The following is a 12,402-nucleotide window of genomic DNA, read 5'->3' as shown; positions in this document are numbered from 1 at the left end:
AACTGAGTTATAACACTGTATATTCATACAGATTAAAGGGACCCACATGGCACTCGAAAAAGGGATTGATACGCTGGTTCAGGCGTTCATCGCAGCAGGACGCCCTTCTGCGCGTAGCCAAAGTATTGATGACCGGAGAGCAGGCTATATTGCCAGCACGGCGCTTGCCGGTGAGACAGAAACGCGCGTTGACGTAGAAACGCTGAACCTCGAAGGCATCACATATCGCGTCTTCTCTCCGCCAGATGCTGCTGAAAAGCTGCCGACCGTTATCTACTACCACGGAGGATGCTTTATCAGCGGCGGCTTCGATACTCACGATAATCAACTGCGCCAGTTAGCGTTTTATGGCAACTGCCGCGTCATTGCGATCCAGTACAGACTTGCTCCTGAACATACCTACCCTGCCGCCCATGATGATGCAGAAAGAGGCGCACATCTGGTCTGGCAATACGCGGATATGTTTGGCGTGGATAAAAACCGTATCACCCTGTGCGGGGACAGCGCGGGAGGCCATCTGGCACTGGTGACGGCCCTGCGGCTCACGTCTTCCAGACTCTGGCGGCCTGCGCAGCTCATTCTTATCTACCCGATGCTGGATGCCACGGCCTATTTTGAAAGTTATACCCGTAACGGCGCGGATTACGTCATCACCCGCGATACGCTGCTGAGCGGATATGAGCTCTATCTGGCCAACACGGAACGCCAGCATCCTGAAGCGAGCCCGCTCTGGCGAAAGGATTTTAGCGGCCTACCTCCCGTGCACATCATTACTGCCGAGTTTGATCCGCTTTGCGACGAAGGTGAGGCGCTATATCAGCGCCTGACTGAGCAAGGCGTCACGTGTACGGCTCAGCGGTGGCTGGGGGTTATCCATGGATTTTTCCAGCTTGGTGGGGTCAGCCCGTCTGCGCGCGATCTTCTGAGGGATATTGCCAGACGGATCGGCGCGGGGAATTAACCCGGCAATCATGCCGGGACGACGGAACCTACTCTTCTTCGTTTCCACCCTCTTCAAACGCGCCAAACGGCTTCGCAGGAAGTACGATGTAGGTACCTTCAAAGACAGCACCCGGCGTTTCATCGCCGAACAGCTCAACGCGCATCTGTACGCGCGCTTTACGCCCGCGCGCCAGGCGGTCGAGATCGCCCCCAAGTGCGCCAAGATCGGCAACGGCGCTCGGCTTACCACTGATCGGCGCGCTGTAACGAATATGGGCATCGGCCAGAATAATGGTGCCGCCAAGATGGCGTTCGCGGAGCATCAGCCAGATTAGCCCCCAGCCGGTCAGCGTGGCGAGCGAAAACAGGCTGCCGGCAAACAGGGTGTGATGGGGGTTCTGATTGCCGATTTCCGGCATGGTGGTAATGAATTTTTGCCCGGTGTACTGCTGAATACGCACGCCCATTTTTTCACTCAGGGGGATGTGCTGATACCAGGCCTGCTGGAGCTGCCCACACCAGTCGGCGCGATGGAGAATATCATCCAGCGTAGCGATGGGTTTGATCATCAAAAAGTGACGAATCGGCGTGGTTTGCGGGGCGGTGATTTCCCCCTGGTTAACAAAACCGAGTTTGGCGAAGAATTCGACGGCGTCTTCGCGGGCGCTACAGGTGACGCGCTTAACCCCTTCCTGACGGGCGACGGACTCAAGGGTCATCGCCATCAAGGTGCCGAGGCCTTTATCCTGCACGGAAGGATGAACCGCCATAAAGCGGATTGAAGCTTCGTTATCGGCATTGATGTACAAACGCCCGACGGCGACGAGGTTACCCTCTTCGTCCATCACCATCTGGTGATGGGCCATCGCATCCCAGGCGTCGCGCTCAGACCCTTTTGGCTGATGTAATGGCTTGCGTAACATTTCCCAGCGGAACTGGTAATAGGCTTCTAACTCTTCTTCCGTTTGCGGTACTCGAAGGTGATACATAGCTGTACTCTCTCTTGTTACCCGCGGCCACGCCGCCAGTTGGCTCATACCTGGAGCCAGAATGTGACGGGGCCATCGTTCACCAGCGATACCTGCATATCTGCAGCGAATCGTCCGGTTTGCGTATTCATGTCCTGTTGACGACAACGCGCCACAAAGTACTCGTAAAGGGCTTCTGCACGATCCGGTGCGGCACCTTTAGAGAAACCCGGGCGCATGCCGCGCTCGGTATCGGCCGCCAGTGTAAACTGGGAGACCACCAGCACGCTGCCACCCGCCTGCTGAACGTTCAGGTTCATCTTACCTTCCGCATCGCTGAAAATGCGGTAGCCCAGCACGCGCTCGCACAAGCGGTTGGCTTTCTGTTCGTCATCATCCTTTTCGACACCCAACAACACTAAAAGTCCTGGGCCAATTTCACCCGTCACCTCTCCCTCCACGGTGACGCTGGCACGGGTTACGCGCTGTATCAATGCAATCATGGTTGGTCTGCTTCTTGTTGTTTTTCAGCTTCTGCTGCTTTTTTAAGTTCGCGGTATACGCCGAGAGTGACAGTTATTTCGGCACCAAGCAAGACGATACACCAGGTCCAGTAGACCCAGACAAATAAAATGGGGATCACCGCCAGCACGCCGTAAATCAGCTGATAAGACGGGAACATGGTGATGTAAAGGGCAAACCCTTTTTTGCCCAGTTCAAAGAGCAATGCCGCGACCAGCGCGCCCACGACCGCATCGCGGTTAGGCACGCGCGTGGTCGGTACCACGCTGTACAGCAGCCAGAAAGAGAGCCACGATAAAATCAGCGGGAAGATACGCAACAGGTTATCGATAACGCCGTTGAGATCGCTGGCCCAGCGCAGCGAAAGCAGATACGAACTGATAGCCAGACTCGCACCGGCCAGCAAGGGCCCCAGCGTTAAGATCATCCAGTACACCGCAAAGGAATAAACCTTGGGCCGCGCCTTTTTACTCCGCCAGATGGCATTCAGCGCGTTATCTATGGCGTACATCAATAACAGCGCCGTGACGATCAGGCCACACGCCCCAACCGCCGTCATTTTGCTGGAGTTAGCGACAAACTGTTCAATGTAGTTCTGTATGACGTCCCCGGTGGCGGGAATAAAATTCGCAAAGACAAAGTGGCGAAGCTGCAGGCTGACATCTGCAAACATTGGAAAAGCGGAAAATAGCGCAAAAATGACGGCCACCAGCGGCACAAGCGAGAGCAGTGACACGTAGGCGAGGTTACCCGCCAGCGTGGTCATGTTGTCCTCATCAATGCGATGCCAGAGCAGTTTCAGCCACGCCCTGAGCGGACGAGTATGATGCGTGGCTTTTTGATGAACGGTTTTTAGCATAACTGCTTCGCAAAATAGTTTGGTATCGTCTCCTTTCCGGTCACCAGAATTGACGTGATACCCAACTGGTTAGCTCCCTCTATATTATCGGCATTGTCGTCGAAAAAGACCGCATCGGCCGCGGTGAATCCTTCCGCCTGCAGAACCGCCTGATAGATACGCGCTTCGGGTTTACGCATCCCCATCTCCTGGGAGAGGTAGATTTTATCGGCCGCCGCCTGCACCTCAGGATACTCGTCAGGCCAGAACGTGGTATGCAGACGGTTAGTATTCGACAGCACCACAACCCGATGCCCCTGCTCGCGGAGTTTATGCATAATGGCGATCACGTCAGGGCGGATCGCGACGAACACTGCCTGCCAGCCATGGGAAAACTGCTCGTAACTTAACGGCACATCCATTTCATGACACAGACGTTCAGCAAATTCTTCATCGCTAATTTCGCCGCGCTCGTGCTGATGGAAGGTCTCGCCCATGGCGAAACTCTGCTTTAACGTCGCCAGCGGGACACGGCTAAAGTCGCTCCATGCGCCCAGCACCCGATTAAAATCGATATCGACGATTACATTTCCTAAGTCAAAGATATAAAGCATTTTTTATCTCCTGCTCGCCGTGGAAAAGTAACTGTAGCGGGAAAGATAAGGTTTGGCTATGCGCCAGATTCAGCTTACAGAAAGGAAAGGCCCGAGCCTGAATATCGGGCCATTAAGAAGGGTTAGCCTGCCTGCTGTTCGTCGCCTGAATTCACCTCAACGACTTCAACCTTGCTGGATTTGAGATGATTTTGCAGCGCAGATCCCGGTAGCTCATCGGTGAAGAGCGCGGTTGCCTGCGACACGTTACCAATTTCAACGGCAGCAGAGGCGTGGTATTTCGTATGATCGGCCGCCAGTAAAATATGTCGCGCGTGGGCCATCATGGTTTTCACCACGCTGGCTTCATTAACGTCAAACTCCATCATCGCACCGTCGTGTTCAATTGCTCCGACACTGGTCACCAGGTAATCGGCACGGAAGCCTGACACGAACGCCGTCGCCGCAGGCCCGATAATGCCTCCGTTATGCGGACGCAGCGTACCGCCTGGCACCATCACTTCAAAGCGCGGGTTCTTATACAGGATATGCGCCACCCGCAGGCTGTTGGTGATGATGCGCAGATGATTATGGTTGAGCAGCGCCCGGGCAACGTGCTCTACCGTCGTCCCGATAGTAATGAAGATGGTTGAACCATCGGGAATGTAGTCGGCAATCGCTTCGGCAATGGCCCGCTTCTCTTCGGTCAAGGAGACTTCACGTTGCTCAAACGCGGTGTTCACCACGCTGGATGCCCTGCCCGCGCCGCCATGATGACGCGTGATCAGCCCCTGCTCACTCAGCTTGCGGATATCCCGGCGCACGGTTTGCGTTGAGACGTCCAGCAGTTGCGCCAGTTCATCAATGTTCATATAGCCGCGGTCAGCAATCAACGTAAGCAGTTGATCGTGCCGCGGGTTGCCGGTCAGTTCGGTAAGGCTCATGGGCTGTCCTCTGAAAACCATCACGCCCCGCATTTTATACAAAAAGTGACAAAAAAGAGCGGGTTTGATCACAGTCAGGTATACCCGCCCGTCCGCCGGGCCGGGTACATTTCAGTGCCGCAACCGCGCTCGCGAAACGTACCGCGTCTGGTGACGCCCCCTGCTGCGCCAGACTCACCGCCAGCGCGCCGTGAAAGACATCCCCTGCACCTGTGGTATCCACCACGTCGACCGCAAATCCCGGCTGATGACGCAGCGCGCCCTGCTCCAGCCAGTAACACCCTTCACGCCCTTGCGTGACGTAGACATGTCCATTTGTGAGCGTTTGTGCTTTTCTCAGTGCGTTTTCCGTATCGTCCAGCTGGCTTAAACGCCGCAAACCCGGCGTGGAGAAGGCCGCGTGATCGCTTAAGGCGACCAGTTCAGCAATGTCCTGCGGGGTGACATCGGCATCAAGCAGCGTGCTGACGCCCTGCTGGCGGGCAAGGGTGAACGCCTGTTTAGCCCCTTCGTGCCAGCGCACGTCGGCTAATACGATATCCCATTGCGAAAAATCGATATCCTGCAACCATGCCGCTGTAGTCGGGAGATCGGGGCTGGGGTAGTTAGCAATAACACGCTCCCCGTGGCCATCCACCAGCACGGCCGATTGCGATGAACGGGCTCCTTTCACCATCCGCGTATAGCGCGTGTTTACCCCCAGGGACTCCAGCTCCGCGAGCAGTCTTCTGCCGGTATCGTCATCACCCACCCGGCCAATAAAGTCCACCTCAGCCCCCAGTTTCGCTGCCGCCACCGCCGCAGTCGCCGCAGGACCGCCGCCCACCTCCGTATAGTCTTTTGCGACATATTTGCCACCTTCTTTCGGTAAATCATCGAGATACCAGATGCGATCCAGCACGGTAATGCCGACACAAACGATGCGAGTCATGGTGATTCCTTCTGCGTTTTCTGATGCTCTCATTTTAATTTCACGAAATGTTTAAAAAGTGACCCCTGTCAATTTTTTGACTATAAATTACAAATACGATCAAAAACAGACAACACAAACGCTCAATAATTGACACGATGTGACAGGAGAGAAGCATGTCAGCAATTGCCTTTATCGGGTTAGGACAGATGGGTGCGCCCATGGCAACGAATCTGCTTAAACAGGGCCACCAGCTTCACGTTTTTGATGTAAACCCGCAGGCGATACAGGCTCTGGTGGCGCGTGGAGCCCGGGCTGCAGCCACGCCTGCACAGGCAGTAAAGGAGGCCGAATTTGTCATCACCATGCTGCCAAACGGAGACCTGGTTCGCACAGTCTTGTTTGGTGAGCAGGGCGTCTGCGAAGGGTTATCCCGCGAAGCGCTGGTCATTGATATGTCCACCATTCACCCGCTACAGACCGATGCCCTGATCCGCGACATGGCTGAACGTGGTTTCAGCATGATGGATGTGCCTGTCGGACGCACATCGGACCATGCCGTCGCCGGAACATTACTCCTTCTGGCTGGCGGCAGCGCGCAGCAGGTTGAACGAGCCACGCCGGTGTTGATGGCGATGGGCAATGAACTGATAAACGCAGGTGGGCCAGGCATGGGCATCCGCGTGAAGCTTATTAACAACTACATGAGCATTGCCCTGAACGCGCTGTCCGCTGAAGCCGCCGTGCTGTGTGAAGCCCTCGGCCTCTCTTTCGATGTGGCGCTCAGCGTTATGAGCGGTACGCCAGCAGGCAAAGGCCACTTCACCACTTCATGGCCTAACAAGGTGCTCAAAGGCGATCTTACACCGGCCTTTATGATCGACCTCGCGCATAAAGATCTGGGGATCGCGCTGGACGTGGCAAACCAGCTCCACGTCCCGATGCCGCTGGGCGCCGCCTCCCGTGAAGTCTACAACCAGGCGCGGGCCGCCGGACGCGGGCGCGAAGACTGGACAGCCATTCTTGAACAGGTTCGCGCATCCGCCGGGCTGAAAAAAACACACTGATACGAAAGGACTGAGGAATGACGATGTACACCCTGAAAGATATCACCCGACCTTCCGGCGGTTTTGCGATGCTGGCCGTTGACCAGCGCGAAGCGATGCGCCTGATGTTTGCTGCGGCTGGCGCACCGGTGCCGGTCACCGATCGGCATCTCACCGACTTTAAGGTCAACGCGGCCAAGATTCTGTCGCCGTATGCCTCCGCCATTCTTGTCGATCAGCAGTTTTGCTACCAGCAGATCGTAGAGCAACAGGCCGTTGCCAAAAACTGCGCGATGATTGTGGCAGCAGACGAATTTATTCCGGGGAACGGGATCCCCGTTGACAGCGTCGTCATCGATAAAAACGTTGATGCCCAGGCGGTCAGGCGCGATGGCGGTAAAGCGCTGAAGCTACTGGTGCTGTGGCGTAGCGACGAAGATCCGCAGCAGCGTCTGGAGATGGTGAAGGCGTTCAATCAGCTGTGCCATAACAATGGACTGCTCAGCATTATTGAGCCGGTAGTCCGCCCGCCGCGTCGCGGCGCGACGTTTAATCGTGAACAGGCCATTATCGACGCGGCAAAAGAGCTGGGAGACAGCGGAGCTGACCTTTACAAAGTGGAGATGCCCCTGTTCGGCAAAGGCTCTCAGCAGGAATTGCTGACTGCCTCGCAAAAACTGAACGAGAACATCGCCATGCCGTGGGTGATCCTCTCATCCGGCGTGGACGATAAGTTGTTCCCAAGGGCGGTGAGTGTTGCGATGCAGGCGGGCGCATCCGGCTTTTTAGCCGGCCGCGCCGTCTGGTCATCAGTGATTGGCCTGCCGGACACGGAACTGATGCTCCGTGATATTTCTGTGCCGAAACTGCAGCGTTTGGGTGAGATCGTCGACGAAATGATGGCTCGCCGTTAAGAAAGGACCCGAACATGAAATGGTTTAACACCCTAAGCCATAACCGCTGGCTTGAACAAGAGACTGACCGCATTCTTGATTTCGGTAAAAACGCCGCCGTGCCGACCGGTTTTGGCTGGCTGGGCAATAACGGTCAGGTGCGCAGCGATATGGGCACGCATCTGTGGATCACAGCCCGTATGCTGCACGTTTATGCCGTGGCGGCAAACATGGGGCGTCCCGGCGCATATGCCCTGGTGGAGCATGGCATCAACGCCCTGAATGGTCCGCTGCGTGACCCGCAATATGGCGGCTGGTACGCCTGTATTAACGATGAAGGCGTTATGGATGCCTCCAAGCAGGGCTATCAGCACTTCTTTGTTTTGCTGGGCGCGGCCAGCGCCGTCACCACGGGCCATCCACAGGCTCGCAAGTTACTGGACGATGCCATCGAGGTGATTGAGCGTTATTTCTGGAGCGAACAGGAACAGATGTGCCTGGAATCCTGGGATGAGGCCTTCAGCAAAACCGAAGAGTACCGTGGCGGCAACGCCAATATGCACGCTGTCGAAGCCTTCCTGATTGTGTATGACGTGACGCATGACCGTAAATGGCTCGACCGCGCCCTGCGCATTGCTTCGGTGATCATTCACGACGTGGCACGCAAGGGCGAGTACCGGGTTAATGAGCATTTCGATACGCAATGGAACCCCATCCGCGATTACAACATTGATAACCCCGCTCACCGTTTTCGCGCCTACGGCGGTACGCCAGGCCACTGGATCGAGTGGGGCCGCCTGATGCTGCACCTGCGCGCTGCGCTGGAAGCGCGTTTTGAAACACCCCCCGCATGGCTGCTGGAAGATGCAAAAGGCTTGTTCCACGCCACAATCCGCGACGCCTGGGCACCCGATGGTGCCGACGGTTTTGTCTATTCCGTTGGCTGGGATGGTAAACCCATCGTTCGCGAGCGCGTGCGCTGGCCGATTGTCGAAGCGATGGGAACGGCCTATGCGCTCTATACCGTCACCGGCGAGGCGCAGTACGAAGCCTGGTATCAGAAATGGTGGGATTACTGCATCAAATACCTGATCGACTACGAGAACGGTTCATGGTGGCAGGAGCTGGATATCCATAACGAAGTGACCACCAAAGTCTGGGACGGCAAGCAGGATATTTATCATCTGCTGCATTGCCTGGTGATCCCTCGCTTACCGCTGGCGCCAGGGTTAGCCCCGGCCGTTGCCGCCGGATTACTGGATAGCCAGGCCAAATAATAAAAACGGAGATCTTATGCGTACCCTACACAATATTATTCTTAAAAGCAGTGAACATGGTTTCACCCTGAGCTGGCAGGATCGTCTGATTCTGTCCCACACCGCCGACACCCCGTGCCTGTGGATCGGCGCAGGTGAAGCCGATATCGAGATGTTTCGCGGCAACTTCAGCATCAAAGACAAACTCAACGAAAAAATTGCCCTGACCGAGGCCACCGTCGCGCCGCAAAATGCGGGCTGGGCGATTCGCTTTACCCGGGGTGACGCCGTCAGCGCCACGCTACTGGTGGGTGTGGATGCCGAAGGACGCCTGGAGCTGAAACTCAAAAATGATGCCACCTGCCATAACCGCATCTGGCTGCGGCTGGCGGCCCAGCCCGAGGATCATATCTATGGTTGCGGAGAGCAGTTCTCCTACTTCGACCTGCGCGGCAAGCCGTTCCCGTTGTGGACCAGCGAGCAGGGCGTGGGCCGTAATAAGCACACCTACGTCACCTGGCAGGCAGACTGCAAAGAGAACGCGGGCGGCGATTACTACTGGACCTTCTTCCCGCAACCCACCTTTGTGAGTACCCAGAAGTACTACTGCCACGTGGATAACAGCTGTTATATGAATTTCGACTTCAGCGCGCCGGCGTTCCATGAGCTGGCCTTCTGGGAAGATAACGCCACGCTGCGCTTCGAATGTGCGCAAACGTATGTCGATCTGCTGGAAAAACTGACCGGGTTACTGGGCCGCCAGCCCGAACTGCCGGACTGGGTTTACGACGGGGTAACGCTGGGCGTTCAGGGCGGCACCGACGTGTGCCAGCAAAAGCTCGACACCATGCGCAACGGCGGTGTGAAGGTGAACGGTATCTGGGCGCAGGACTGGTCCGGCATCCGGATGACCTCCTTTGGCAAACGCGTGATGTGGAACTGGAAGTGGAACAGCGACCTGTATCCGCAGCTGGATACACGTATCCCGCAGTGGAAGCAGGAGGGCGTGCAGTTCCTCTCCTATATCAACCCTTACGTGGCCAGCGACAGAGACCTCTGTGAAGAGGCGGCGAAACGCGGTTATCTGACCAAAAACGCCGACGGGCAGGACTATCACGTCGAGTTCGGCGAGTTCTACGCGGGCGTTATCGACCTGACGAATCCGGAAGCCTACGACTGGTACAAAGAGGTCATCAAAAAGAACCTGATAGCGCTGGGCTGTGGCGGCTGGATGGCTGATTTTGGTGAATATTTGCCGACTGATACCTTCCTGCACAATGGCGTGAGCGCGGAAATCATGCACAACGCCTGGCCTGCGCTATGGGCGAAATGTAACTACGAGGCGCTGGAAGAGACCGGCAAGCTCGGCGAGATCCTGTTCTTTATGCGCGCGGGTTATACCGGCAGCCAGAAACACTCGGTGATGATGTGGGCCGGCGATCAGAACGTCGACTGGAGCCTGGACGACGGTCTGGCGTCAGTGGTTCCTGCGGCACTCTCACTGGCAATGACCGGGCACGGGCTGCATCACAGCGACATCGGCGGTTATACCACGCTGTTTGAGATGAAACGCAGCAAAGAGCTGCTGCTGCGCTGGTGCGACTTCAGCGCCTTCACACCGATGATGCGTACCCACGAGGGCAACCGCCCTGGCGATAACTGGCAGTTTGATGGCGACGGCGAAACCATCGCCCACTTTGCGCGTATGACGACCGTCTTCACTACCCTGAAGCCCTACATTAAAGCCGCCGTTGCGCAGAATGCGAAAAGCGGCCTGCCGGTGATGCGCCCGCTGTTCCTGCATTACGAAAACGATGCGCGCAGCTACACGCTGAAATACCAGTATCTGTTTGGCCGCGATCTGCTGGTGGCACCGGTCCATGAAGAAGGCCGTCGTGACTGGACGCTCTATTTGCCTGAGGACACCTGGGTGAATGCCTGGACGGGTGAAACGCATGAGGGCGGTGACATCACCGTTGACGCTCCGCTCGGCAAACCGCCGGTGTTTTATCGCCAGCAAAGCGAATGGGCAGACCTGTTTAGCACCTTACGTCATATCTGATAAGGCTCGCCCGCAGGGAAACCTGCGGGCAGATGGAGAACAATAATGCGTCAACACGCTTCCGATCCGGCAACGCTACGCCTGCCGTTTAAAGAGAAACTCGCCTACGGGATGGGCGATCTCGGCTCTAACATCCTTCTGGATATCGGCACGTTGTATCTGCTGAAGTTCTACACCGACGTTCTTGGCCTGCCTGGTACCTACGGCGGAATCATCTTCCTGATTGCCAAGTTCTTCACCGCCTTCACCGATATGGGCACGGGTATCATGCTCGATTCCCGACGCAAGATCGGTCCTAAGGGAAAATTCCGCCCGTTCGTGCTGTATGCGGCGTTCCCGGTGACATTACTGGCCATCGCAAACTTTGTCGGCACGCCGTTTGAAATCACCGGCAAAACGGTGATGGCGACCGTGCTGTTCATGCTTTACGGCCTGTTCTTCAGCATGATGAACTGCTCCTACGGTGCGATGGTGCCGGCCATTACCAAAAACCCGGACGAGCGCGCTTCGCTGGCCGCCTGGCGTCAGGGTGGCGCCACGCTTGGCCTGCTGCTCTGTACCGTCGGGTTTGTGCCGGTAATGAACCTGATTGAAGGCAATGACCAGCTTGGGTATATCTTTGCCGCGACCCTCTTCTCGCTGTTCGGGCTGTTCTTTATGTGGTGGTGCTATAAGGGCGTGACCGAGCGTTACGTTGAGATGCAGCCCGCCAATCCAGCCCAGAAGCCCGGCCTGCTGCAGTCGTTTCGCGCCATCGCCGGTAACCGACCGCTGTTTATTCTCTGCATCGCCAACCTGTGCACGCTGGGGGCCTTTAACGTTAAGCTCGCCATTCAGGTTTATTACACGCAGTACGTGCTGAACGACCCTATTCTGTTGTCCTACATGGGCTTTTTCAGCATGGGCTGCATTTTTATCGGCGTCTTTATGATGCCCGGCGCGGTGCGTCGCTTCGGCAAGAAAAAGGTCTATATCAGCGGGCTGCTGATTTGGGTGGCAGGCGACCTGCTCAACTACTTCTTTGGCGGTGGTTCGGTAAGCTTTGTGGCGTTCTCCTGTCTGGCCTTCTTCGGCTCAGCCTTCGTGAACAGCCTCAACTGGGCGCTGGTGTCCGATACCGTGGAGTACGGCGAGTGGCGCACCGGCGTGCGATCCGAAGGGACGGTCTATACCGGCTTTACCTTCTTCCGGAAGGTCTCACAGGCGCTGGCCGGCTTCTTCCCCGGCATCATGCTCACGCAAATCGGCTATGTGCCAAACGTGGTGCAATCCGCCGGAACGGTTGAAGGGCTGCGGCAGCTGATATTTATCTACCCCAGTCTGCTGGCCGTCATCACCATCGTGGCGATGGGCTGTTTCTACAACCTCAACGAGAAGATGTATGTGCGCATCGTGGAAGAAATTGAACTGCGCAAACGTACAGCATAA

Annotated in this window: 12 protein-coding genes; 6 read left to right on the top strand and 6 right to left on the bottom strand. The window is 56.4% G+C overall.

The window, feature by feature from the left end:
• Positions 1 to 46 precede the first annotated feature (46 nt).
• Positions 47 to 961 (top strand): alpha/beta hydrolase, encoded by a 915-nt coding sequence (locus QE396_RS17215; RefSeq protein WP_020883975.1) that lies wholly within the window; start codon positions 47 to 49, stop codon positions 959 to 961.
• Between the two features lie 28 nt (positions 962 to 989).
• On the opposite strand, the gene fabY is transcribed toward QE396_RS17215, so the two are convergent.
• The 6 genes from fabY to QE396_RS17185 all read right to left on the bottom strand — a co-directional run bounded on the left by fabY (position 990) and on the right by QE396_RS17185 (position 5,738).
• Entirely contained in the window at positions 990 to 1,931 is a 942-nt protein-coding gene (gene fabY / locus QE396_RS17210) for a fatty acid biosynthesis protein FabY (protein ID WP_020883976.1), read from the bottom strand.
• 44 nt (positions 1,932 to 1,975) lie between these two features.
• Positions 1,976 to 2,413: a D-aminoacyl-tRNA deacylase gene (gene dtd / locus QE396_RS17205; RefSeq protein ID WP_020883977.1), complete on the bottom strand. Its 438-nt coding sequence runs from the start codon at positions 2,411 to 2,413 to the stop codon at positions 1,976 to 1,978.
• Positions 2,410 to 3,291, bottom strand: coding sequence for a virulence factor BrkB family protein (locus QE396_RS17200; protein ID WP_014172237.1), 882 nt, complete (start codon positions 3,289 to 3,291; stop codon positions 2,410 to 2,412). Before QE396_RS17200 ends, dtd begins: the two co-directional genes overlap by 4 nt.
• Entirely contained in the window at positions 3,285 to 3,884 is a 600-nt protein-coding gene (yihX, locus tag QE396_RS17195) for a glucose-1-phosphatase (protein WP_014172238.1), read from the bottom strand. The genes QE396_RS17200 and yihX overlap by 7 nt, the downstream gene beginning before the upstream one ends.
• A gap of 122 nt (positions 3,885 to 4,006) precedes the next feature.
• Entirely contained in the window at positions 4,007 to 4,807 is an 801-nt protein-coding gene (locus tag QE396_RS17190; protein WP_020883978.1) for a DeoR/GlpR family DNA-binding transcription regulator, read from the bottom strand.
• 34 nt (positions 4,808 to 4,841) lie between these two features.
• A complete protein-coding gene (locus tag QE396_RS17185) occupies positions 4,842 to 5,738 on the bottom strand; it encodes a sugar kinase (RefSeq protein ID WP_020883979.1) in 897 nt (298 codons plus the stop codon).
• Positions 5,739 to 5,893: 155 nt separating this feature from the next.
• On the opposite strand from QE396_RS17185, the gene yihU reads away from it, so the two are divergent.
• From yihU to QE396_RS17160, 5 genes are read left to right on the top strand one after another with little or no spacing between them, the layout of a single operon-like run.
• Entirely contained in the window at positions 5,894 to 6,784 is an 891-nt protein-coding gene (gene yihU / locus QE396_RS17180) for a sulfolactaldehyde 3-reductase (RefSeq protein WP_014172241.1), read from the top strand.
• Positions 6,785 to 6,801: 17 nt separating this feature from the next.
• Positions 6,802 to 7,677, top strand: coding sequence for a sulfofructosephosphate aldolase (yihT, locus tag QE396_RS17175; RefSeq protein WP_020883980.1), 876 nt, complete (start codon positions 6,802 to 6,804; stop codon positions 7,675 to 7,677).
• 14 nt (positions 7,678 to 7,691) lie between these two features.
• Complete coding sequence (gene yihS / locus QE396_RS17170; RefSeq protein ID WP_014172243.1) at positions 7,692 to 8,933, top strand: sulfoquinovose isomerase; 1,242 nt, start codon at positions 7,692 to 7,694, stop codon at positions 8,931 to 8,933.
• A gap of 16 nt (positions 8,934 to 8,949) precedes the next feature.
• Positions 8,950 to 10,974, top strand: coding sequence for an alpha-glucosidase (locus tag QE396_RS17165; protein WP_047366315.1), 2,025 nt, complete (start codon positions 8,950 to 8,952; stop codon positions 10,972 to 10,974).
• Positions 10,975 to 11,019: 45 nt separating this feature from the next.
• Positions 11,020 to 12,402, top strand: coding sequence for an MFS transporter (locus QE396_RS17160; protein ID WP_020883982.1), 1,383 nt, complete (start codon positions 11,020 to 11,022; stop codon positions 12,400 to 12,402).

Source organism: Enterobacter sp. SORGH_AS_0287, from assembly GCF_031453695.1.
Classification (GTDB): Bacteria; Pseudomonadota; Gammaproteobacteria; order Enterobacterales; family Enterobacteriaceae; genus Enterobacter; species Enterobacter ludwigii.
The sequence above is the reverse complement of the archived record's forward strand: the minus strand, read 5'-3'. Positions and strand labels throughout refer to the sequence as shown.

What these genes read in the sequence shown, in the direction of transcription:
- dtd (WP_020883977.1), bottom strand. Translation starts at nt 2,413, where the DNA reads ATGATTGCATTGATACAGCGCGTAACCCGTGCCAGCGTCACCGTGGAG.
- QE396_RS17215 (WP_020883975.1), top strand. Translation starts at nt 47, where the DNA reads ATGGCACTCGAAAAAGGGATTGATACGCTGGTTCAGGCGTTCATCGCA.
- fabY (WP_020883976.1), bottom strand. Translation starts at nt 1,931, where the DNA reads ATGTATCACCTTCGAGTACCGCAAACGGAAGAAGAGTTAGAAGCCTAT.
- QE396_RS17165 (WP_047366315.1), top strand. Translation starts at nt 8,950, where the DNA reads ATGCGTACCCTACACAATATTATTCTTAAAAGCAGTGAACATGGTTTC.
- QE396_RS17190 (WP_020883978.1), bottom strand. Translation starts at nt 4,807, where the DNA reads ATGAGCCTTACCGAACTGACCGGCAACCCGCGGCACGATCAACTGCTT.
- yihT (WP_020883980.1), top strand. Translation starts at nt 6,802, where the DNA reads ATGACGATGTACACCCTGAAAGATATCACCCGACCTTCCGGCGGTTTT.
- QE396_RS17200 (WP_014172237.1), bottom strand. Translation starts at nt 3,291, where the DNA reads ATGCTAAAAACCGTTCATCAAAAAGCCACGCATCATACTCGTCCGCTC.
- yihX (WP_014172238.1), bottom strand. Translation starts at nt 3,884, where the DNA reads ATGCTTTATATCTTTGACTTAGGAAATGTAATCGTCGATATCGATTTT.
- QE396_RS17185 (WP_020883979.1), bottom strand. Translation starts at nt 5,738, where the DNA reads ATGACTCGCATCGTTTGTGTCGGCATTACCGTGCTGGATCGCATCTGG.
- yihU (WP_014172241.1), top strand. Translation starts at nt 5,894, where the DNA reads ATGTCAGCAATTGCCTTTATCGGGTTAGGACAGATGGGTGCGCCCATG.
- QE396_RS17160 (WP_020883982.1), top strand. Translation starts at nt 11,020, where the DNA reads ATGCGTCAACACGCTTCCGATCCGGCAACGCTACGCCTGCCGTTTAAA.
- yihS (WP_014172243.1), top strand. Translation starts at nt 7,692, where the DNA reads ATGAAATGGTTTAACACCCTAAGCCATAACCGCTGGCTTGAACAAGAG.